Genomic DNA, 20,497 nt, shown 5'->3' with positions numbered 1-20,497 from the left:
CAGCGGGCTTCAGAAAGGGAAAACAAAACGGAAGGCCACCGTCCTCAGGCAGCGGCCTGACCCAGCGCAGGCCGCGTCTGCAGGTGCCCTGCAGCCTCGGGGTCGACCCGCTCCACCGGGAAGGGCAGAGCAGCCGCTTCCGCCTCGGTGAGCCGCCGGCTCCAGCTGCCGGGTACCGGGTCGTTCCAGCGGAACCCGGCGTCGCGCGCCTTCTGGCGCTCGGCGTAGGACAGGCGGGCCCGGAAGAGCTGCCGCGGCTCGAGTGCCCCCAGCAGGAGGGCCTCCAGATCGGCACAGCGCTCCAGCACCTGGGCCAGGTAGGTGCAGTCGCTGAGGGCGCGGTGGGCCGCCCACACGGGCACCCCGTGGGCCAGGGCCAGGTCCCGTACCGACGGGCTGGCCCTGAGGTGCAGGTGGGCGGGCCAGCGGATGTCCTCCATCGAGCAGATCCAGGGTTTGCCCACCGGCGGCAGGGGGTCGATGCCGAACCACTGGCGGTCGAAGGCCGCGTTGTGGGCCAGCACCGCATCCGCCGCCTCGAGCATGGCCATGAAACAGCGCAGGCCGGCCTGCCAGGGCTGGGGCAGCCGGGTGACGGCGGCGGCAATGCCGTTGACGTGTTCGGCCGGGTTGGTGTCGGTGGGCAGCAGGAAGGACACCTGGGAGAGCACGGCCCGCTCGGCCACCGTGAACAGGATCGCGCCCACCTCGATGCAGCGTCCCCGCGCCGGATCCAGGCCGGTGGTCTCGGTGTCCAGGATCAGCAGCGAGGCGGGACCGCGCCGGGGTGCTGCTGGTGCAGAGGCGGCGGCTGGCACGGGGGCGGGGGCTGCAGCGGGGGCGGTGACGGCCGCAGGGTCAGAAACGGGGGCAGGGGCTGGTGGCGGAATCAGTGTCAGCAGGTCGGGCTGCTGCCAGGGGCTGGGCTGCTGGGGAGAAGGAGCGCTCACGGCAGGCCGGCTGCTGCATCCCATCGTCCCAGGCGAAGCAAGTAGGGTTTCGGCTGCCGACCCCCCGTTGCCATGGCCCGTGCGCTCGTCGCCGGCGACCGCGCCCCCCTGATCGCCCTGCCCGATCAGAGCGGCAACGAACGCCGCAGCGACCAGCTGGACGGCAGGGCCCTGGTGCTGTTCTTCTACCCCAAGGACGACACGCCGGGCTGCACGATGGAGGCCTGCGCCTTCCGCGACAGCTACGCCGATCTCCAGGCCCTGGGCGCCGAGGTGTGGGGCGTGAGCGGTGACGATGCCGACAGCCACCAGCGCTTCGCCTCCCGGCACAACCTCCCCTTCCCGCTGCTGGTGGACCGGGGCAACGGCCTGCGCAAGGCCTTCGGGGTGCCCGGTGTGCTGGGGCTGCTGCCCGGCCGGGTCACCTACGTGATCGATGGCGAGGGCGTGATCCGCCACGTGTTCAACAACCTGCTGGACGGGCCTGCCCACCGCCGCGAGGCCCTCGAGGCGCTGCGCCGGCTGCAGGCCGGCAGCTGAGCGCCGTCAGGGGGAGCCACAGGGATGGCCCGCTGGCGGCAGCAGGACGATCTCTGGCTGCTGGAGCCCGGCGGCCGGCCGCTGGGCCTGGTGGAGTTCATCGGCGGCAGCTACCTGGCGGCCCGCCCGGAGCTCAGCTACCGACGGCTGCTGGAGGCACTGGCGGCGCGGGGCTGGCGGGTGCACGCCTGGAGCTATGTGCCGGGCTTCGACCACCAGGCCCAGGCCAACAGCGCCTGGGCACGGTTCCGCGACCAGCGGCAGGCCCTGAGCGAGGTGGATGCCCTCCCCGCCGGTGAGCCGCTGCGGCTCGGCCACAGCCTCGGCTGCAAGCTGCAGCTGCTGGCTCCCGACGGCGGTCGCCGGGCGCGGGGGCTGGTGGCCCTCAGCTTCAACAACTTCTCGGCGGAGCGGTCCGTGCCGCTGCTGGCCGAACTGGGTCAGCAGTTCCGCTTCCGCAGCGAATTCAGCCCCTCACCGGAGGAAACCCTGCGTCAGGTGGCCGCCAGCTACCGCCAGCCCCGCAACCTGCTGGTGCGCTTCAGCCGCGACGGCATCGACCAGAGCCCGCGCTTGCTGGACGTGCTCCAGCAGCGGCCCGACGACGCCAGCAGCCTGGTGGAACTGCCGGGGGACCACCTCAGTCCCGCCAGTGGCGGCCTGCGGCGCCAGCTGCTGGGGGAGTGGGCCGACGACCCCGCGCGCCAGCGCCAGATCGAGCGGCTGGCGCTGGCCATCGACGGCTGGGGCCAGGCTCAGACCCGCAGCTGATCGAGCACCGAGCGGTCCTCCAGGGTGGAGGTGTCGCCGCTCACCTCCTGGCCCGAGGCCAGCGAGCGCAGGATGCGGCGCATGATCTTGCCGCTGCGGGTCTTGGGCAGGGCATCGGAGAAGCGGATGTCGTCAGGCTTGGCGATCGGACCGATCTCCTTGCCCACATGGCTGCGCAGCTCGGCCACCAGCGGATCGCTGCCCTCGCGCCCGGCCTCCAGGGTCACGAAGGCCACCACCGCCTCGCCCTTGATCTCGTCGGGGCGGCCCACCACGGCGGCCTCGGCCACGGCCGGGTGGCTCACCAGGGCACTCTCGATCTCCATCGTGCCGAGGCGGTGGCCAGACACCGAGATGACGTCGTCGACCCGGCCCATCACCCAGAAGTAGCCGTCGGCGTCGCGGCGGGCGCCGTCACCGGCGAAGTAGAGCAGGGACCCATCGGCGGGCCGCACCTCCTCCCAGTAGCTGCGCCGGAAGCGATCGGGATCGCCGTGCACCGTGCGCATCATCCCCGGCCAGGGGCGCCGCACCGCCAGGTAGCCGCCGGCGTCGGCCGGCTGGGAGTTGCCGTCGTGATCAACGATGTCGGCGGCGATGCCCGGCAGCGGCAGGGTGCAGGAGCCGGGCTTGGTGGGGGTGGCGCCGGGCAGGGGACTGATCATCACGCCGCCGGTCTCGGTCTGCCACCAGGTGTCCACCACCGGGCAGCGGTTGCCGCCGATCACCTCCCGGTACCACATCCAGGCCTCGGGATTGATCGGCTCACCCACCGTGCCGAGGATGCGCAGGCTGCTCATGTCGTACTGGTCGGGCACCTCGCGGCCGCTCTTCATGAAGGCGCGGATGGCCGTGGGGGCGGTGTAGAAGATCGTGCAGCGGTGCTTCTCGATCACCTCCCAGAAGGCGCCGGGCTTGCCCGGGCGGGGCGCCCCCTCGTACATCACGGTGGTGGCGCCGTTGGAGAGCGGGCCGTAGACGATGTAGCTGTGGCCGGTGATCCAACCCACATCGGCGGTGCACCAGTGGATGTCGTCGTCACGGATGTCGAAGATCCACTGAAAGGTGACGTGGGCCCAGAGGTTGTAGCCGGCGGTGGTGTGCACCACCCCCTTGGGCTTGCCGGTGGAGCCGGAGGTGTAGAGCACGAACAGGCGGTCTTCGCTGGCCATGGGCTCGGCCGGGCAGTCGGCGCTCTGGCCCTCCACCAGCTCGTGCCACCAGTGGTCGCGGCCGGCGGTCATGGCGCAGCCACCACCGGCGCCGGGCGCGTCGCCAGAGCCAATGCGGCGCACCACCAGCACCGTCTCCACGCTGGGGGCGCCGCCGTTTGCGCCGAGCGCCTCATCCACCGCCGGCTTGAGCGGCACCGGTTTGTCCTTGCGGAAGCCGCCGTCGGCGGTGATCACCGCCTTGGCCGCACCGTCGATCAGCCGGTCGCGCAGGGCATCGGCCGAGAAGCCGCCGAACACCACCGAGTGGGGGGCGCCGATGCGGGCGCAGGCCAGCATGGCGATCGCCGCCTCCGGGATCATCGGCATGTAGAGGGCCACCAGATCGCCCTTGCCGATGCCCAGCGCCTTGAGGGCATTGGCCGCCCTGCACACCTCGGCGTGCAGCTGGCGGTAGCTGAAGGTGCGGGTGTCGCCGGGTTCGCCCTCCCAGATCAGGGCCGTCTTGTCGGCCCGCGGACCGTCAAGATGGCGGTCGAGACAGTTGAAGCTGAGGTTGGTGCGGCCACCCTCGAACCAGCGGGCAAAGGGAGCCTGGGTCCAGTCCAGAACGGTGTGAAAGGGCTCGAACCAGTGCAGCTCGCTGCGGGCCAGATCTCCCCAGAAGGCGTCCGGATCGCTCTCCGCCCGCCGGCAGAGGTCGCGGTAGGCCTGAAGGGAGCCGATGCGGGCACCGGCGGCCAGGTCGGCCGGGGGCTCGAACAGCCGGCCTTCCTGCAGCACGGACTCGATCGTGACCTCAGCCATCACAACGGGGAGCAGGGCACCCCATTGTGAACCGCAGCAGCAGTCCTGCCGCCAGCGCCCGGGGGCTCGTGTACAGCACCCGCGGCAACCACCCGGTGCTGGGTCCCAGCTGGGTTTTCTGGTATCTGCGCTGCAGCAAGAAGGTGTGGTTCCGGCTGCCCGTTCCTCCCGGGGCAGGGGGGCCGCTGCTGTTCCGCTTCGACGGCCGGCCGATCCTGCACCGCAGCGAGCTGGCGGCCTGGCACGCCGGGCGGGGCGAGCACCCGATGCCGGTGGTGTGGGGGGACCGGCTGGGCGTGGGCTGGGGCCAGGGACCGCTCGGCACCAATCTCTATCTGCTGATCTGGACCCGCTGGAGCTGGCTGCATCCGCGGGCCTGCGGCCAGCCCCAGCGCTTCAGTGTGGAGCGACCGCAGGGATGGGCAGCTGGGAGAATGGACCCATGACCCGGCCCGCCGCCTGTCTGTTCGACCTCGACGGGCTGCTGCTCGACACCGAGCCCCTGCACGCCCGGGCCTGGCGACTTGCGGCACGGCAGTTCGGCCGCGAGCTCAGCGACGCCGAACTGCTGCAGCTGCGCGGGCGGCGGCGGCTGGACTGCGCGGCGCAAGTGCAGGAATGGATCCAGGCGCAGCACGGCCGGGCGCCGGGCGTGCAGGAGTTGCTGGCGGTCCGCCAGCCCATCGCCGAAGCGCTGCTGGTGCGGGCTCCGGCGATCGAGGGCGCGCCTGAGCTGCTGCGGCGCTGCCGCGAACTGGCCATTCCGATGGCACTGGTCACCAGCAGCGCCAGGCCCTCGGTGGAGCTCAAGAGCGCTCCGCACCCCTGGCTGCAGCTCCTGAGCGTGCGGGTCCACGGCGACGATCCCCAGCTGGAGGCCGGCAAACCGTCTCCGGATCCCTTCCTGCTGGCGGCTGAGAGACTGGGCGTGTCGCCGGAGCGGTGCTGGGCCTTCGAGGATTCCCCGGCCGGCGCCACGGCCGCAGCGGCGGCCGGGTGCCTGGTGCACGTGCTCCTCTCACCGGAGAGCGATGGAGCGCCGTTTCCCACCGGCAGCCTGCGCCTGCGCTCGCTGCGGGAGGTGGAGCTGGGCTGAGGGGTGCAGTGGGCGTGTGCTGTCAGTAGAGCCGGCTGAGCACGAAGTCGGGCAGGGCGCGCAGGGCGCTGCGCGGCTCCGAAGGGGGAAGCCAGGCGATCGCCTCGGCGGCTTCGCGGGCGAACTGCTCGGCCAGGGCGCGGGAACGGGGAATGGCCTCACAGCCCCGCACCAGCTCCAGGGCCTGCTCCAGATCCCCGTCCTGGCTGAATTCCCGTTCGATCAGGCCGGCCAGGGACGGTCGCTCCTCGAGGGCATAGAGCGCCGGTGCAGTGAGGTAACCGGAGGCCAGGTCGCTGGCGGCGGGCTTGCCGAGCTGCTGGTCGCTGCCGGTGAAGTCGAGGATGTCGTCCACCACCTGGAAGGCCAGCCCCAGCTGGCGGCCGAAGCGGTGCAGGGCCTCCAGCCGTTCCGGGGGCAGCTGGGAGAGCACCCCGGCCGCCCGGGCGCTGTTGGCGATCAGCGAGGCGGTCTTGCAGTAGCTCTTCTCCAGATAGGTGGCGAAGCTCTGGCCGGTGTCGTAGCGGAACAGACCCTGCTTCACCTCACCGTCGGCGAGGTCCATGATCACGCGGCTGAGCAGCTTCACCACCTCCAGGTCGTCGAGGTTGGCGAGATGCCAGCTGGCCTGGGCGAAGAGAAAGTCGCCGGCCAGCACCGCCACCCGGTGGTTGAAGCGGCTGTGCACCGTGTCCACCCCGCGGCGGGTGGCGGCCTCATCGACGACGTCGTCGTGCACCAGGGAGGCCGTGTGGATCATCTCGGTGATCTCGGCCAGGCGGCGGTGCCGGGCGCTCAGCTCACCGTCGGGCGCCACGGCGCGGGAGAGCAGCAGCACGATGCCCGGTCGCAGGCGCTTGCCGCCGGCGGCGAAGAGGTGCTCGGCAGCGGCCTGGAGAATGGGATGACCGGCACCGATCAGGCTGCGCAGGTCGGCCAGCAGGGCATCGAGATCAGCCTCCACCGGCTGGAGCAGCTCTGCAACCGTTGCCACGTCATCTCCTCTGTGGCACGATCCTAGGCGGGGCGGGCGGCCAACCGCAGGCTCACGCGCTCGACCGCGGGACGGCTGCCCAGCCAGGGGTGGGCGGCCACGGCGAAGGCATCGGGGCAGCCGGTCACGCAGAGCCGGGTGGCCTGCTGCAGCGGCGGCGGCAGGGGGGGCTGCTCCGACTCGGGCAGATCGCCCAGGCTGGCGAGCAGGGGCCCGAGCCGCTCCACCGCGGCGATGGCGGGGTCGATCAGCATCGTGCCGGGCGGCAGCAGTTCCTGAAGCAGCCCGCTCAGGAGGGGGTAGTGCGTGCAGCCCAGCACGACGGTGTCCACCCCGGCCGCCAGCAGCGGCTCCAGGTAGCCCCGCGCCGCCTCCCGCAGCGCAGGGCTGTGCAGCTCACCCGCCTCGATCAGGGGCACGAAGGCCGGACAGCCCACCTCGGTGACCTGGGCCTGGGGCCGGCTGGCATGGACAGCCCGCCTGTAGGCGCCGCTGGCGGCGGTGGCGGGGGTGGCCAGCACACCCACCCGGTCGCTCTCGATCACGGCGGCGACGCTGTCGATCAGGCCCACCACCGGCACCCCGGCCTCGGCCACCGCCACGTCCAGAGCCAGGGCGTTGGAGGTGTTGCAGGCCATCACCAGCACCCCCACGCCCTCCTCCCGCAGCCAGTGCACCACCTCGGCGGCGATGGCACGGATGTCTTCGACCGTGCGGGTGCCATAGGGCACGCGGGCGGTGTCGCCCAGATAGAGGCAGGGGGAGTGGGGATAGCGCTGCTGCACCTGACGCAGCACGGTGAGACCGCCCAGGCCGCTGTCGAACAGGCCCACCAGCAGGCTCATCAGCGGCCTCCGAGGAAATCGAGGATGCCGGCGGCGATGGCCAGGGCCATGCGGCGGCGGAAATCCGGATTGGCGAGGCGGGGCGCGTCGATGGCACCGGTGACGAAGCCCATCTCCACCAGCGCCGCGGGCATCACCGTGCGGCGGATCACGAAGAAGCGGCCCTGCTTCACCCCCCGGTTGGGGCTGCCGGAGGAGATCGCCATCATGCGGCGCTGCAGGGCACTGGCCAGGGCCTGGGAGGGACCGCCGGAGAAGAAGAAGGTCTCCACGCCGTTCACATCCGGCCGGGCCATGCTCAGGGCATTGGCATGCACGCTCACGAAGGCGTCGGCCCCGGCCCGGTTGGCGATCGACACCCGCGGCGGCAGGTCGAGGTCGATCTCGCTGGTGCGGGTGAGCGTCACCTGCACACCGCGGGCCTGCAGCAGCCGGGCCGCCTGCAGCGACACATCGAGCACCACGTCGGTCTCGCGCAGGCCGCCGATGCCCACCGCACCGGGGTCCGGGCCGCCGTGGCCGGGATCGATCACCACCCGGAAGCGGCCGCGGGGTACCACCGGCAGGCCGTCGGCCGAGAGCGGGGCACTGGCGGTGGGGAAGGGGGTGGTCGGCGCCGCGGCCCAGCCGCTGGGACGATCCAGATCGCCCTCCCCCAGGCCCAGCAGCACCGGCCGATCCAGACCGCGGAACTCCATCCGCCAGCGATCGGGAGCGGTGCCCACCAGGCGCAGGCTGCGCGGATCGAGCCGCGTGCCCGGGGCGAACTCGACCACCAGGCGGGTGGTGGTGGGGGTTGGCCGGCCGATGCGCACCTCGCGGATGGAGCCGCTGCCGCGGATGCTGCGGGTGCGCTGGGGGGCACCGGGAAGATCGACCCACACCCGCGGACCGCGGCCGGCGTCACCGGCCTCGTAGAACGCCTGGAGGGCCACATCAGGCGTGGTGCGCAGCTCCAGCACCCCCTGGCGGGTCACGCGCCAGGCGGCCAGGCTCGAGGCCAGGGCCGGCAGATCGGCCAGCAGCAGGGCCAGCACCAGCAGCCCCCGCAGTCCTCTCCAGCGCCAGTGAAGCCGCATCAGCAGGCGGCGAACAGGGACGGCCGGCGATGGCGCAGGCTCGGCATCTGGGCCCGCACCCGCTGGCCGTGGCGGGGATCGATGGGCGCCACCGCCAGACCCGGGCTGACGCCGGCATCGGCCAGCACCGTGCCCCACGGGTCGATCACCAGGGCATGGCCATGGGTGTGCCGCCGGGCGTAGTGGAGTCCCGTCTGGGCCGGCGCCACCACGTAGGCGGTGTTCTCGATCGCCCGGGCCTGCAGCAGCACCTGCCAGTGATCCTTGCCGGTGAAGGCGGTGAAGGCCGCCGGCACCATCAGCACGTCGGCGCCCTGGCCGGCGAGGTGGCGGTAGAGCTCGGGGAAGCGCACGTCGTAGCAGATCGAGAGACCGATCCGGCCCAGCCCCGGCACCTCCACCACCGGCGGCAGCTCCTGCCCCGGCTGCACCGTGGACGACTCGCGGTAGGTGTCGCCGTCAGGCAGATCCACGTCGAAGAGATGGATCTTGTCGTAGCGGGCGAGCAGCTGGCCCTCGGTGCCCACCAGCTCGGAACGGTTGAGGGTGTGCCCCTCGGCGGCCGGCACCGGGAAGCCGCCGCCGAGCAGGGTCACCTGATAGCGCCGCGCCATGGTCACCAGAAAGCGGCTGCAGCGCTCCGCCAGGGAAGGGGCCAGCTGGAGGCGCAGCTGGTCTTCGCCCATGAAGGCGAAATTCTCGGGCAGACCCACCAGCTCGGCGCCGCGGCGGGCGGCCAGCTCGATCTGCTCCTCGGCGGCGGCGAAGTTGGCGTCGGGGTCGGGCGTGCTGGTGAGTTGCACAGCTGCCGCCAGATAGCTGCTCACTGCCCCGACCGATCAGACCGGCGAACTGTATCGGAGCTGGCTTCAGCCAGCCCGCAGCACGCCGGGTTCGGCCTGGAACGGCACCACCTGCAACGTGTCCACCGCGCTGCAGCAGGCGAAGTCGCCGTCATGGTCCCCCAGGCGCATCAGCCGCTGGCCATGGCTCGCCACCCGCAGGCAGGTCTCGGGGTCCTGGCGCCACTGCTGCCAGAGGGCCAGGGCGGCGAGCATCTCGTCATTGCCGAACTCCACCCCCACATGGGGCGCCACCGCCAGTTCGCTGGCGGCGGACGCCAGAGCCCCGGCGGCCAGACTGTCCTCGAGGGAGTAGGCGCCCTCCCAGCCGCTGCCGACGATCCACACCCGCTCGCAGCCCCGCTCCACCAGCCGGCGTGCCACGGCGGTGCGGTTGGGCAGGCAGGCCGTGAGCAGCAGCGGCACCTCGCGCACCGCCGCCAGGGAGCGGGTGCCGTTGGTGGTGCTCATGAAGATGCGCTTGCCGCCCACCCGTTCGGGCGTGACGGCCAGGGGGGAGTTGCCCAGGTCGTAGCCCTCCACGGTCTGGCCGCCGCGTTCGCCGGCCCGCAGGCGCCGCTCGGCAGGCCAGGCCCGGGCGGCCTGCTCCAGCTCGGCCAGATCGGCGAAGGCCTGCACCGCCTCGGCGCCGTTCTGCAGCGACCAGGCGATGGTGGTGGTGGCCCGCAGCACATCGATCACCACGGCGGCATCGGGGCCGCCGTCGGCGGCCGGACGCACCGGGGGAACGGCCTCGGAAGTGTGGAAATAGGAGATCTGCACAGGGGCGGCGGGCCGGAACAGCGCTGGCTGGAGAGCCGCCCCAGTGTGTCAGCAGTCGCCGACGCCCTGCGCCACAGTGACCCGGCAACGGCAAACCGGAATCCCGTGGCGAACAAACAGGGCCGCGACCTGCGCCGCTTCCTGAAGCTGCTGGAGGAGCGCGGCCGGCTGCGCCGGATCACCGCCCCGGTGGATCCCGACCTGGAGCTGGCGGCGATCGCCGACCGGGTACTGGCCGCGGGCGGGCCGGCGCTGCTGTTCGAGAACGTGATCGGCTCCTCGATGCCGGTGGCGATCAACCTGATGGGCACCCAGGAGCGGGTGCTCTGGAGCATGGGCATGGAGCGGCCCGAGGAGCTCGAAGCCCTGGGCGAGCGCCTGGCGTTGCTGCAGCAGCCGCGGCCGCCGAAGGGCGCGCGTGAGGCGGTGCGCTTCGGCTCGGTGCTGCTGGATGTGCTCAAGGCCAAGCCGGATCTGGATCTCACCCCCCCCTGCCGCCAGCAGGTGTTCAAGGGCGATCAGGTGAACCTCGATGCCCTGCCGCTGCTGCGCCCCTGGCCGGGCGACGGCGGCCGGATCATCACCCTGGGGCTGGTGATCACCAGGGACCCGGAGACCCGCACCCCCAACGTGGGCGTGTACCGGCTGCAGCAGCAGAGCATCAACACGATGACCGTGCACTGGCTGAGCGTGCGCGGCGGGGCGCGCCACCTGCGCAAGGCGGCGGCGATGGGCAAGAAGCTGGAGATCGCCATCGCCATCGGCGTGCACCCCCTGCTGGTGATGGCGGCGGCCACGCCGATCCCGGTGCAGCTGAGCGAGTGGCTGTTCGCCGGGCTCTACGCCGGCGAGGGTGTGCGGCTGGCCAAGTGCAAGACCGTGAACCTGGAGGTGCCCAGCCACAGCGAGGTGGTGCTGGAGGGCACGATCACCCCGGGCGAGGAGCTCGCCGATGGTCCCTTCGGCGACCACATGGGCTTCTACGGCGGCGTCGAGGAGTCGCCGCTGGTGCGCATCCAGTGCGTCACCCAGCGGCGCGACCCGATCTACTTCACCACCTTCAGCGGCCGGCCGCCCAAGGAGGACGCGATGCTGGCCATCGCCCTCAACCGCATCTACACGCCGATCCTGCGCCAGCAGATCCCCGAGATCGTCGATTTCTTCCTGCCGATGGAGGGGCTGAGCTACAAGCTGGCCGTGATCGCCATCGACAAGGCCTACCCGGGCCAGGCCAAGCGCGCGGCGATGGCCTTCTGGAGCGCCCTGCCCCAGTTCACCTACACGAAGTTCGTGGTGGTGGTGGACAGGAGCATCAACATCCGCGACCCGCGCCAGGTGATCTGGGCGATCAGCGCCCAGGTGGATCCCCAGCGGGATCTGTTCGTGCTGGAGGACACCCCCTTCGACACGCTCGATTTCGCCAGCGAGCGCCTGGGCCTGGGTGGCCGGATGGCACTCGACGCCACCACCAAGATCGGGCCGGAGAAACGCCACCCCTGGGGCGAACCGCTGCGGCGGCCCGCGGAGCTGGAGGCGCGGCTCGATGCCCGCTGGGCGGAGCTGGGCCTGGCGGATGTGGGCACCAGCGAGCCCGACCCGGCCCTGTTCGGTTACACCCTGGAGCACGTGCTGGAGCGGCTTGCCGGCCAGGCGGCGGCCGGCTGAGAGCCAGGGGGAGGGCCAGGGATGTTGTCGCGCCAGGCCAGCCACGCCCTCAAGGCCCTGCTGGCCCTGGCGGCCGACCCCCTGCTCTGGCGGTCCACCCACGAGCTGGCGATCGCCCGGGGGCTGCCCGAGCCGATGCTGGAACAGCTGCTGCTGCGCCTGCGCCGGGCCGGGCTGCTGGAAGCCAGACGGGGACGGCTGGGGGGCTACCGGCTGGCTCGGCCCGCCCGGGAGGTCTCTGTGGCGGCCATCCTCGAGGCAGTGGCTGAACCGGCGGCTGAACCGGCCGACGCGGCTGCCAGTACGGCCTCCCCCGCCGATCAGGTCACCGGCACGCTGCAACGTCGCCTGGAACGAGCCCGCCTCAAAGCCCTCGAAGAACTCAGTCTCGAAGACCTGCTCTTTGACCTGCGCAGCGCCGAGGCCAGCACCGACAGCGGTGCGGGGCTGCTGCTCGGCTGAACTGACTCGGTCCGTGACTGAGCCAATGGAGAGCCAAAACGCCGCCAACCCAGCCGCCCCCCAGCCCCTGCTGGATCGCCTCGCCGCCGTGCCCGCCATGGCCCCCGGCCGCCGGCGGCTGGTGGTGCTGATGGGCCAGCTGGGCGACTTCGACAGCCTGGAATACGCCCAGGCCCTGGCGGCTGCATGGCCGCGGCTGCAGGCGGCCGGCATCGCCCTGCTGGCGATCGCCATCGGCAACGACGCCGGCGCTGAGCGCTTCTGCCGCTACACCGGCCTGCCCCGGCAATGCCTGCAGGTGGACGCCACCCCGGCGCTGCACGAGGCCCTGGGCCTTTACGCCGGCCTGCAGACATCCCTCGGGCCCTGGCCGGCCCTGCTGCTGATGTGCGCCGGCATCGGCTCCCCCGGCACCCTGGCCGAGGTGCTGCGCGGCTACAGCGGCGACCGCCAGGCGCCGCCGCGGCTGGAACTGCCCCTGTTCAACCTGGTGGGGCGCGGCTACCAGCGCCCCTTCGAGCTGGCCACGGTGCGCCTGCAGAACATGGTGGAGGTGCTGGGCCGCTGGCGCACCTACGTGCCCACAGACGACCACCTCACCCAGCGGGGCGGCACCTTCCTGCTCGACGGCGACGACAGCCTGCTTTACAGCCACCGCGACACCGGGATCCTCGGGTTCTCGGCCACCATGGCCCGGCCGCTCAGTTTCCTGGAGCCCTGGCTCGAGGCTGCGGCCGGATAGGCCCCTCAGGGATTGAGCGGCTCCTCCAGCCAGTCGGTGGCTGCTCGCCAGCGGCGACGGCGGTGGGGCTGACCCTGCAGCTCCAGCAGCTCCACCTGCGCCAGCCCAATGCGCAGCAGCCTGAACGCCTCGGGCAGGGGCGTCTCGGGCGGCAGCGTCAGCGGGAACGTCGCCGAGGCCGCCAGGGGCTCCCCCGGCGGCGGCCAGCCCCACAGCGCCCGCCCCTCGGGTGTGAGCGCCTGCCAGTGGCGCTCCCGCTCGGCCCGCTTCTGCTCAGCCGGGAGGGCCAGCACAGTGCCCCTCAGCCGGAACTGGCAGCGGGCCCGCGGCAGCAGCCAGCAGAGTTCCACCGCCGGCCGGGCACGCAGTTCGGCCGCCTTGGCGCTGCGGCCATCGGTGAGCAGATCGAGGCAGCTGGCTCCGGCCCAGCCGCGGAACACCAGGGTGCGCACCCGGGGCGTGCCGTCGCTGGCGACCGTGGCCAGCTGCAGCCAGCGCGCCAGGGGCGAACGCCCCTCCCGCTGGCGGGCCGCGCGCAGCAGCGGCCGCCAGGGGGGAAGAGATTCGGCGGAGGCCATGGGCCGATGGCGGCGGGAGCAGGCGGCGATCATGGCGGCATGACTCCCGCGATCGCCCTCACCATCGGCGGCAGCGATTCCGGCGGCGGCGCCGGCATCCAGGCCGACCTCAAGACCTTCACGGCCCTGCGGGTGCACGGCTGCTCGGCCCTCACCTGCGTCACCGCCCAGAACACCACCGGCGTCAGCCGCGTCGACGCCCTGCCGCCGGCCGCCCTCGCGGCCCAGATCGAGGCGGTGCTCAGCGATCTGCCGGTGGCGGCGCTGAAGACCGGCATGCTGCTCAACGCCGGCCTGATCGAGGCCACCGCCGCGGCCCTGGCGCCGCTGCAGCTGCCGCGCCTGATCGATCCGGTGATGGTGTCGCGGGCCGGATCGGTGCTGCTGGAGCCCGCCGCCATCGAGGCCTACCGGCTGCTGCTGCTGCCCCTGGCCGAACTGCTCACCCCCAACCTGCACGAGGCCCAGCTGCTCAGCGGTCGGGAGATCGGCACCGCGGTCGACGTGGAGGCGGCGGCGGAACGGCTGCTCGACCTCGGCCCCGCCGCCGTGCTGATCAAGGGTGGCGGCAGGCCGGATCTGCGCGGCCGCGACTACCTGCTGCAGCGCGGCGCCCCTGGCCGCTGGCTGGAGCACGCCGCCATCGACACGCCCCACACCCATGGGAGCGGCTGCACCCTGGGGGCGGCGATCACGGCCCAGCGGGCCCTGGGGCTTCCCCTGCTCGCAGCCGTGGGACAGGCCAAGGTGTTCGTGGAGGGGGGCCTGCGCCAGTCCCTGGCCATCGGCGCCGGGCAGGGGCCCCTCTGCCACTGGCATCCCTGGGAGTAGCCCAGCGTCAGCTCAGTCCGCGCGCTCGCAGGTGTAGGTCTGCACCGCCCCGCGGCGCTGCCGGAACTGGGGCTGATCGGCATCGGCCACACTCCACCACCAGCGGCCGTCGGTGTAGCTGGGGGGGCCGGCATTGTTGGTGCGCGGCAGCTGCAGGCTCACGCCGCGCCACTGCAGCACCACGTAGGCGCCGGGCGGCGTGCCGGCGCTGATGTTGGGAATGGCGATGGCATCCACCGCCCCCGCGAACACCCGGGCTTCGAGGGGGTCGCCCTCGCAGCGGTAGCGGTCCACCTGCAGGGGGGCAGCACCGACGGGCCCTCCCAGCAGCAGCGCCAGCAGCACAGACAGCAATCGGGCCATCACGATCGGGCAACGCGGTGGAACACAGCGGCGATCCTGGCGCCGGAGGGCATGCTCCATAGGATCGCCGCTCCAGCGCCCCCCTGCCCGTGGCCGAGTCCAGCGCCGCCTCCAGCCCCCTGCACCTGAGCGGCGGCGGCAGCCTGCGGGGCACGGTGCGGGTGCCGGGCGACAAGTCCATCTCCCACCGGGCGCTGCTGTTCGGGGCCATCGCCGAGGGCACGACCCGCATCGAGGGCCTGCTGCCGGCGGAGGACCCCCTCAGCACCGCCGCCTGCCTGCGGGCGATGGGGGTGGAGGTGTCGGCGATCGAGGCCGGCCAGCCGGTGACGGTGCAGGGCGTGGGGCTCGACGGCTTCCAGGAGCCCCACGACGTGCTGAACTGCGGCAATTCCGGCACCACCATGCGCCTGATGCTCGGCCTGCTGGCGGGGCGGGCGGGCCGCCACTTCGTGCTCACCGGCGACGACTCCCTGCGGGGCCGGCCGATGCGGCGGGTGGGCGCGCCCCTGGCGCAGATGGGCGCCGTGATCCACGGCCGCCGGGACGGCAACTTCGCGCCGCTGGCGGTGCTGGGGCAGCCCCTGCGCGGCGCCACCATCCACACGCCGGTGGCCTCGGCCCAGGTGAAGAGCGCCATCCTGCTGGCGGGCCTCACCGCCAGCGGCAGCACCACCGTGATCGAGCCGGCCCAGAGCCGTGACCACAGCGAGCGCATGCTGAAGGCCTTCGGCGCCCGGCTGGAGGTGGGCGGCCCCGGCCTCACCGAGGTCACGCTCAGCCCCGGCCATGCCCTGCGCGGGCAGAGCGTGGTGGTGCCGGGCGACATCAGTTCGGCCGCCTTCTGGCTCGTGGCCGCCGCCGTCACCCCCGGGGCCGAGCTCACCGTGGAGAACGTGGGCCTCAACCCCAGCCGCACCGGCATCCTCGAGGTGCTCGAACAGATGGGTGCCCGGCTGGAGGTGCTGAACGCGCGCGATGTGGCCGGCGAACCGGTGGGCGACCTGCGCGTGAGCCACGGCCCCCTGCAGCCCTTCACGATCGGTGGCGAGCTGATCCCCCGGCTGGTGGATGAGATCCCGGTGCTGGCGGTGGCCGCCTGCTGCGCCGAGGGCGTCAGCCGCATCGCCGACGCCTCCGAGCTGCGGGTGAAGGAAACCGACCGGCTGGCGGTGATGGCCCGGCAGCTGGGGGCCATGGGCGGCCGCATCGAGGAGTTCGAGGACGGCATGGCCATCACCGGCGTCACGGAGCTGCAGGGGGCCGCGGTGGACAGCGAGACCGACCACCGCGTGGCCATGAGCCTGGCGGTGGCGGCCGGGATCGCCAGCGGCGACACCGTCCTGCGGCGCCCCGAGGCGGCGGCGGTGTCCTACCCGGGCTTCTGGGATGACCTCGAACGGCTGCGGGCCTGAGGCGGGGCCGACGCCAGCGGATGGGACGCCGGCCCTGAGGATCCAGTCCGGGGCCGACGGCAGCTTCAGCCTGTTCAGTAACCGCTTCGGCGAGGGCTTCCACGGCACGATCGGCGCCCTCAGCGAGGCCCGGGCCAAGTTCGTGCGGCCGGCTCAGCTGGAGCGCTTCAGCGCCGGCCAGCGGCTGGTGGTGGTGGATGTGGGCTTCGGGCTGGGCACCAACAGCGCCGCCCTGCTGGAGGCTGCCTCAGGGCAGGGACTGACGCTGCAGATCCTGGGCCTGGAGCTCGATCCCCAGCCCCTGCGCCAGGCCCTCGCCTGCGCAGCCTTCCGCCGCCAGTGGCAACCCGGCACCCTGGCGATGCTGTGGGCCCTGCTGGAGCGCGGGGGCTGGTGCGCCGACGGCAGCCAGGCCCGGCTGCTCTGGGGTGATGCCCGCAGCCGGGTGGGCGGGCTGCTGGAGCGTCACCAGCTCGCCGGCCGCTGCGATCTGGTGCTGCTGGACGCCTTCTCGCCCCGGCGCTGCCCCGAACTCTGGAGCCTGGAGTTTCTGAGCGCCCTGGCCCGGCTGCTGCGGCCCGAGGGCCGGCTGCTCACCTACTGCTGCGCGGCCGCCGTGCGCCACAGCCTGCAGCTGGCCGGGCTGCAGCTGGCCTCGATCCGGCCACCCCAGGAGCTGGGGACCATGGCCCCATCCCAGCGGATCCGTCCCTGGAGCTTCGGGACCGCCGCCAGCCCCACCGCCCTGGGTCTGGGCAGCGGGCCGGACTGCCCGCTGCAGCCGCTCACAACCATGGAGATCGAGCACCTCGGCACCCGGGCCGCCCAGCCCTACCGCGACCCCTCCGGCCAGGCCGCCGCCGCCGTAATCCTGGCGGAGCGCCAACTGGCCCAGGCCGCCAGTGCGGCCGCCTCCACCAGCGCCTGGCGGCGCCGCTGGGGACTGGAGGGGCACCCACGGACCGGCGCCGAGCCCCCTCGGCAGCCCGCGTAGATTCCCGCCCAGTCTCCGTTCCCCCGCCGATGCTCGCCGTTGCCGTGCTCGCCGCCGGAAAGGGCACCCGCATGAAGAGCGACCTGCCCAAGGTGCTCCAACCCCTGGCCGGCGCCACCCTGGTGGAGCGGGTGCTCAGCAGCTGCGAGCAACTCAGCCCGGAGCGGCGGCTGTTGATCGTCGGGCACCAGGCCGAGCGCGTGCAGCAGTCGCTGGCGCGGTACGAGGGTCTGGAGTTCGTGCTGCAGCAGCCCCAGAACGGCACCGGCCATGCGGTGCAGCAGCTGCTCGAGCCGCTGGCCGGCTTCACGGGCGAGCTGCTGGTGCTCAACGGCGATGTGCCGCTGCTGCGGCCCGAAACCCTCGGGCAGCTGCTGGAGCGCCACCGCGCCAGCGGCGCCGCGGTGACCCTGCTCACGGCCCGACTGGCCGATCCCAGCGGCTATGGCCGCGTGCTGGCCGGGGATGACGGCCGGGTGGAGCGGATCGTGGAGCACCGCGACTGCACGGAAGCGCAACGGCAGGTCAACCTGATCAACGCCGGCATCTACTGCTTCGACTGGGAGAAGCTGGCGGCGGTGCTGCCCCGGCTGCGCAGCGACAACGACCAGGGCGAGCTCTACCTCACCGACACGGTGGCCATGCTCAGCCCGGCCATGCACCTGGAGGTGGCCGATGCCGACGAGATCAACGGCATCAACGACCGCCTCCAGCTGGCCCAGTGCGAGGCGGTGCTGCAGCAGCGGCTGCGGGAGCACTGGATGCGCGAGGGGGTGACCTTCACCGACCCGGCCAGCTGCACCCTCAGTGACGGCACCCGCTTCGGCCGGGACGTGGTGGTGGAGCCCCAGTGCCACTTCCGCGGCAGCAATGAGATCGGTTCAGGCTGCCGCATCGGACCGGGCTGTCTGCTGGAGAACAGCCAGGTGGGCGAAGGCAGCCAGATCCTCCATGCCGTGCTGCGCGAGGCCAGCGTGGGCCCGAACGCCGCGGTGGGCCCCTTCACCCAGCTGCGCCCCGGCGCCCGGCTGGCGGCCGGCTGCCACGTGGGCAACTTCGTGGAGATCAAGAACAGCACCCTGGCCGACGGCGTGAAGGTGAACCACCTCAGCTACATCGGCGATGCCGATCTCGGCGCCGCTGTGAATGTGGGCGCCGGCACGATCACCGCCAACTACGACGGCGTGCGCAAGCACCGCACCGTGATCGGCGCCGGCAGCAAGACCGGCGCCAACTCGGTGCTGGTGGCGCCGATCACCCTCGGTGCCAACGTCACCGTGGGTGCCGGCTCCACCCTCACCCGGGACGTGCCCAGCGGCGCCCTGGCCCTGGGCCGCGCCCGCCAGCTGGTGAAGGAGAACTGGACGGGGCCGCGCTAGCTAGCCCCCGGCCGGCTTCGCCGAGGACGAGTCCAGCAGCGGCAGCAGGCGCTCGAGGGCGACGCCGCGGCTGGCCTTGAGCAGCACCACATCGCCGGGCTCGAGCCACTCCCGCAGGGGCTCGGCCGCCTGCTCGGGGGTGGCCGCCCGCGCGAGCCGCGGCAGCGCGGCCGCGGCGACGGCCATGGCGTCGCCCTCGGCGCCGTCCACCACCAGCACCAGACCGTCGAGGTCCAGCTGCGCGGCCCGCTCCGCCACCCGGCGGTGCAGCTCCAGGCTGCGCTCGCCGAGTTCGAGCATCGTGCCCAGCACGGCGTAGCGACGGCCCCCCGGCTGCTGTGCCAGCAGCTCAAGGGCGGCCAGCATCGCCTCCGGCGAGGCGTTGTAGGTCTCATCGAGAACGCTCACGCCAGCGACCTGCAGGCGGCGGCTGCGGCCCCCCGGCAGCTCCACCGCCAGGGGCCGCCAGCGCTCGGGCGGCAGGCCCAGCTGCTCGGCGACGGCCAGTGCCAGCAGCAGGTTGCGGGCCTGGTGGCGGCCCTCCAGCGGCAGCGGCAGACGCACCCCGGCCACCTGCAGACAGGCCCCCGCCTCGTCGAGCACGCCCACCAGCTGAGCCTCGGCCTCCCCCGCATCGCCGGCCAGGGCCACCCGCAGCACACGCCCGCTCCACACCCGCGCCAGGCTGGCGTCGAGCAGGGGATCGCCGGCCGGGATCACCACCACCCCCCCGGGCTCCAGGGCGGTGACGATCTCGCACTTGGCCGTGCCGATGGCCTCGCGGCTGCCGAGACGGCCGATGTGGGCGGTGCCGATGTTGGTGATCACCGCCACATCGGGGCGGGCACAGCGGCTCAGCCGCTCGATCTCGCCCAGGCCGCGCATGCCCATCTCCACCACCACGGCACGGTGCTCGGGACCGGCCCTGAGCAGGGTGAGGGGCACCCCCACATCGTTGTTCTCGTTGCCGCTGGAGGCCAGCACCGGGCCGAGGGGGGCCAGGGCGGCGCGGATCAGCTCCCGGGTGCTGGTCTTGCCGGCCGAACCGGTCACCGCCACCACGGGGGCCGTGAGCCGCTCGCGCCAGAGGCGGCCCAGGTCCTGGTAGGCCTGCAGGGTGTCGTCCACCAGCCACAGAGCCGCGCCGGCCGCCGCCGCCGCCGCCGTGAGCTCCTCGCGGGCAGCGGCGCCCAGGCGATCACGCTGGGCCACCAGGGCCCGGCAGCCGGCGGCCAGGGCCTGCTGGAGGAAGGCGTGCCCGTCGAAGCGTTCCCCCACCAGCGCCAGGAACAGTCCACCGGCACTCAGCTGCCGGCTGTCGGTGCTCACCGCCAGGGGCAGGATCGCCGCCGCAGCGGTCACGGGGGTGAGGGGAGGTCCCCAGAGCGCCTGCAACTGCTGGAGATCAAGGGACATCGGGGCCGGCCGTGGCATCGAGCAGGATCATGCCCGAGCCCACCCGGGCGGTCCGCCCCAGCAGCCTCCCCGATCCGTCGAGCAGCTCCAGCCGCTCATAGCCCAGATCCACGGCCCTCTGGCGCCAGGTCTCGGCCTGGCGCTGCCGTTCGGCGGGCGCCAGGGCCTGGAAGCCGGCGGCCAGCTCGAGCTGCAGGCAGGCAAGGGCGGGACGCTCGCGCACGGCGCGCACCAGCTGACGGGGATCGGCAGGCTGCAGCAGCGCCAGCAGGGGATCAGGAGCAGGGGGCTCGACATCCTGTCCCGGCGAAGCGGGGAGGCCGGAAGGCGCAGCGGCGACAGTGGGGCCGTCCGGTTCCCGGGTCGTGGGGCCGCCCGGTTCCCGATCCTGGTCTTCGCGAACCTCAACCCTGTCGTCCAGGCTGAGCTCGCTGGGCGGGGCCGCCGGGCTCGGGGGCAGGGTGCGCGCCTGCGGCTGGGGCAAGGCGCTGCGCGCCAGCACCAACGGGGCCGCAGGGACGGCCACGGCCAGAGCGAGCACCAGGGGCCAGAACCAGGCGCCGAGACGGCGCGGCCAGAACGGCGGCAGCGGCAGATCCCCCTGGCGGTTGCGCCGGCTCAGCTCCCAGAGGCGCAGCCGCAGCGAGGCCAGCACGGCGCGCAGATCGCGGCGCAGCAGCGTCCACGGATCCTGGTAGGGGGCGGGCAGGTTCCGGCCGTCGGTCAGATCCAGGCCCGCCGGGGCTGGCGCCGGCCGCTCCTCCCCCACCGGC

Annotated in this window: 22 protein-coding genes; 11 read left to right on the top strand and 11 right to left on the bottom strand. The window is 73.0% G+C overall.

All coding sequences use genetic code 11. The annotated features are described in order from the left end of the window. Nucleotides 1-44: 44 nt before the first annotated feature. Nucleotides 45-974 carry a 3'-5' exonuclease gene (locus tag KBY90_RS03040; RefSeq protein WP_254966992.1) on the bottom strand — a complete coding sequence of 310 codons (930 nt, stop codon included), beginning with the start codon at nucleotides 972-974 and terminating at the stop codon, nucleotides 45-47. 48 nt (nucleotides 975-1,022) lie between these two features. Here KBY90_RS03040 and KBY90_RS03035 point away from each other — a divergent pair, with 48 nt between their 5' ends. Together KBY90_RS03035 and KBY90_RS03030 are read left to right on the top strand one after the other, a co-directional pair. After that, on the top strand, nucleotides 1,023-1,490 hold the full coding sequence (locus KBY90_RS03035; RefSeq protein ID WP_254966991.1) for a peroxiredoxin: 468 nt from the start codon (nucleotides 1,023-1,025) through the stop codon (nucleotides 1,488-1,490). A gap of 24 nt (nucleotides 1,491-1,514) precedes the next feature. After that, the gene (locus KBY90_RS03030; protein ID WP_254966990.1) at nucleotides 1,515-2,261 is read left to right on the top strand and encodes a DUF1350 family protein; all 747 of its coding nucleotides are present in this window, start codon (nucleotides 1,515-1,517) and stop codon (nucleotides 2,259-2,261) included. On the opposite strand, the gene acs is transcribed toward KBY90_RS03030, so the two are convergent. Then, the gene (gene acs / locus KBY90_RS03025) at nucleotides 2,246-4,240 is read right to left on the bottom strand and encodes an acetate--CoA ligase (protein ID WP_254966989.1); all 1,995 of its coding nucleotides are present in this window, start codon (nucleotides 4,238-4,240) and stop codon (nucleotides 2,246-2,248) included. The genes KBY90_RS03030 and acs overlap by 16 nt on opposite strands. A gap of 26 nt (nucleotides 4,241-4,266) precedes the next feature. Between acs and KBY90_RS03020 the strand changes: the two genes are divergently transcribed. After that, entirely contained in the window at nucleotides 4,267-4,686 is a 420-nt protein-coding gene (locus KBY90_RS03020; protein WP_254966988.1) for a hypothetical protein, read from the top strand. Beyond that, entirely contained in the window at nucleotides 4,683-5,336 is a 654-nt protein-coding gene (locus KBY90_RS03015) for an HAD family phosphatase (protein ID WP_254966987.1), read from the top strand. The genes KBY90_RS03020 and KBY90_RS03015 overlap by 4 nt, the downstream gene beginning before the upstream one ends. A 22-nt stretch (nucleotides 5,337-5,358) precedes the next feature. Here the strand turns inward: KBY90_RS03015 and sds are convergent, their stop codons facing one another. The 5 genes from sds to KBY90_RS02990 are packed head-to-tail and all read right to left on the bottom strand — an operon-like array spanning nucleotide 5,359 to nucleotide 9,879. After that, entirely contained in the window at nucleotides 5,359-6,330 is a 972-nt protein-coding gene (gene sds, locus KBY90_RS03010) for a solanesyl diphosphate synthase (protein WP_254966986.1), read from the bottom strand. Between the two features lie 23 nt (nucleotides 6,331-6,353). Beyond that, entirely contained in the window at nucleotides 6,354-7,175 is an 822-nt protein-coding gene (gene murI / locus KBY90_RS03005; RefSeq protein ID WP_254966985.1) for a glutamate racemase, read from the bottom strand. Further along, nucleotides 7,175-8,254, bottom strand: coding sequence for an N-acetylmuramoyl-L-alanine amidase (locus tag KBY90_RS03000; RefSeq protein ID WP_254966984.1), 1,080 nt, complete (start codon nucleotides 8,252-8,254; stop codon nucleotides 7,175-7,177). Before KBY90_RS03000 ends, murI begins: the two co-directional genes overlap by 1 nt. After that, the gene (locus KBY90_RS02995) at nucleotides 8,254-9,081 is read right to left on the bottom strand and encodes a carbon-nitrogen hydrolase family protein (RefSeq protein WP_254966983.1); all 828 of its coding nucleotides are present in this window, start codon (nucleotides 9,079-9,081) and stop codon (nucleotides 8,254-8,256) included. The genes KBY90_RS03000 and KBY90_RS02995 overlap by 1 nt, the downstream gene beginning before the upstream one ends. 42 nt (nucleotides 9,082-9,123) lie before the next feature. Then, on the bottom strand, nucleotides 9,124-9,879 hold the full coding sequence (locus tag KBY90_RS02990) for a 2-phosphosulfolactate phosphatase family protein (RefSeq protein ID WP_254966982.1): 756 nt from the start codon (nucleotides 9,877-9,879) through the stop codon (nucleotides 9,124-9,126). A gap of 105 nt (nucleotides 9,880-9,984) precedes the next feature. Between KBY90_RS02990 and KBY90_RS02985 the strand changes: the two genes are divergently transcribed. From KBY90_RS02985 to KBY90_RS02975, 3 genes are read left to right on the top strand one after another with little or no spacing between them, the layout of a single operon-like run. Then, nucleotides 9,985-11,544, top strand: coding sequence for a UbiD family decarboxylase (locus KBY90_RS02985; protein WP_254966981.1), 1,560 nt, complete (start codon nucleotides 9,985-9,987; stop codon nucleotides 11,542-11,544). Nucleotides 11,545-11,565: 21 nt separating this feature from the next. Next, on the top strand, nucleotides 11,566-12,006 hold the full coding sequence (locus tag KBY90_RS02980) for an Rrf2 family transcriptional regulator (RefSeq protein WP_254966980.1): 441 nt from the start codon (nucleotides 11,566-11,568) through the stop codon (nucleotides 12,004-12,006). Between the two features lie 25 nt (nucleotides 12,007-12,031). Then, on the top strand, nucleotides 12,032-12,748 hold the full coding sequence (locus tag KBY90_RS02975) for an AhpC/TSA family protein (RefSeq protein WP_254966979.1): 717 nt from the start codon (nucleotides 12,032-12,034) through the stop codon (nucleotides 12,746-12,748). Nucleotides 12,749-12,753: 5 nt separating this feature from the next. Here KBY90_RS02975 and KBY90_RS02970 read toward each other — a convergent pair whose 3' ends face one another. Continuing rightward, on the bottom strand, nucleotides 12,754-13,326 hold the full coding sequence (locus KBY90_RS02970; RefSeq protein ID WP_254966978.1) for a pyridoxamine 5'-phosphate oxidase family protein: 573 nt from the start codon (nucleotides 13,324-13,326) through the stop codon (nucleotides 12,754-12,756). 39 nt (nucleotides 13,327-13,365) lie between these two features. Here KBY90_RS02970 and thiD point away from each other — a divergent pair, with 39 nt between their 5' ends. Beyond that, nucleotides 13,366-14,157 carry a bifunctional hydroxymethylpyrimidine kinase/phosphomethylpyrimidine kinase gene (gene thiD / locus KBY90_RS02965; protein WP_254966977.1) on the top strand — a complete coding sequence of 264 codons (792 nt, stop codon included), beginning with the start codon at nucleotides 13,366-13,368 and terminating at the stop codon, nucleotides 14,155-14,157. 12 nt (nucleotides 14,158-14,169) lie between these two features. Here the strand turns inward: thiD and KBY90_RS02960 are convergent, their stop codons facing one another. Beyond that, entirely contained in the window at nucleotides 14,170-14,520 is a 351-nt protein-coding gene (locus tag KBY90_RS02960; protein ID WP_254966976.1) for a hypothetical protein, read from the bottom strand. A gap of 89 nt (nucleotides 14,521-14,609) precedes the next feature. Between KBY90_RS02960 and aroA the strand changes: the two genes are divergently transcribed. From aroA to glmU, 3 genes are read left to right on the top strand one after another with little or no spacing between them, the layout of a single operon-like run. Next, nucleotides 14,610-15,935, top strand: a complete 1,326-nt coding sequence (gene aroA, locus KBY90_RS02955) for a 3-phosphoshikimate 1-carboxyvinyltransferase (RefSeq protein WP_254966975.1) — start codon at nucleotides 14,610-14,612, stop codon at nucleotides 15,933-15,935. Continuing rightward, nucleotides 15,910-16,929: a tRNA (5-methylaminomethyl-2-thiouridine)(34)-methyltransferase MnmD gene (locus KBY90_RS02950; RefSeq protein WP_254966974.1), complete on the top strand. Its 1,020-nt coding sequence runs from the start codon at nucleotides 15,910-15,912 to the stop codon at nucleotides 16,927-16,929. The genes aroA and KBY90_RS02950 overlap by 26 nt, the downstream gene beginning before the upstream one ends. A gap of 29 nt (nucleotides 16,930-16,958) precedes the next feature. Beyond that, nucleotides 16,959-18,308 (top strand): bifunctional UDP-N-acetylglucosamine diphosphorylase/glucosamine-1-phosphate N-acetyltransferase GlmU, encoded by a 1,350-nt coding sequence (glmU, locus tag KBY90_RS02945; protein ID WP_254966973.1) that lies wholly within the window; start codon nucleotides 16,959-16,961, stop codon nucleotides 18,306-18,308. Here the strand turns inward: glmU and murF are convergent, their stop codons facing one another. Together murF and KBY90_RS02935 are read right to left on the bottom strand one after the other, a co-directional pair. Beyond that, entirely contained in the window at nucleotides 18,309-19,724 is a 1,416-nt protein-coding gene (gene murF / locus KBY90_RS02940) for a UDP-N-acetylmuramoyl-tripeptide--D-alanyl-D-alanine ligase (protein WP_254966972.1), read from the bottom strand. Beyond that, complete coding sequence (locus KBY90_RS02935; RefSeq protein ID WP_254966971.1) at nucleotides 19,714-20,493, bottom strand: hypothetical protein; 780 nt, start codon at nucleotides 20,491-20,493, stop codon at nucleotides 19,714-19,716. Before KBY90_RS02935 ends, murF begins: the two co-directional genes overlap by 11 nt. Between the last annotated feature and the right edge of the window lie 4 nt (nucleotides 20,494-20,497).

The sequence above is a fragment of the Cyanobium sp. CH-040 genome (assembly GCF_024346135.1).
GTDB lineage: Bacteria > Cyanobacteriota > Cyanobacteriia > PCC-6307 > Cyanobiaceae > NIES-981.
This window is presented reverse-complemented; position numbering and strand designations above follow the sequence as displayed.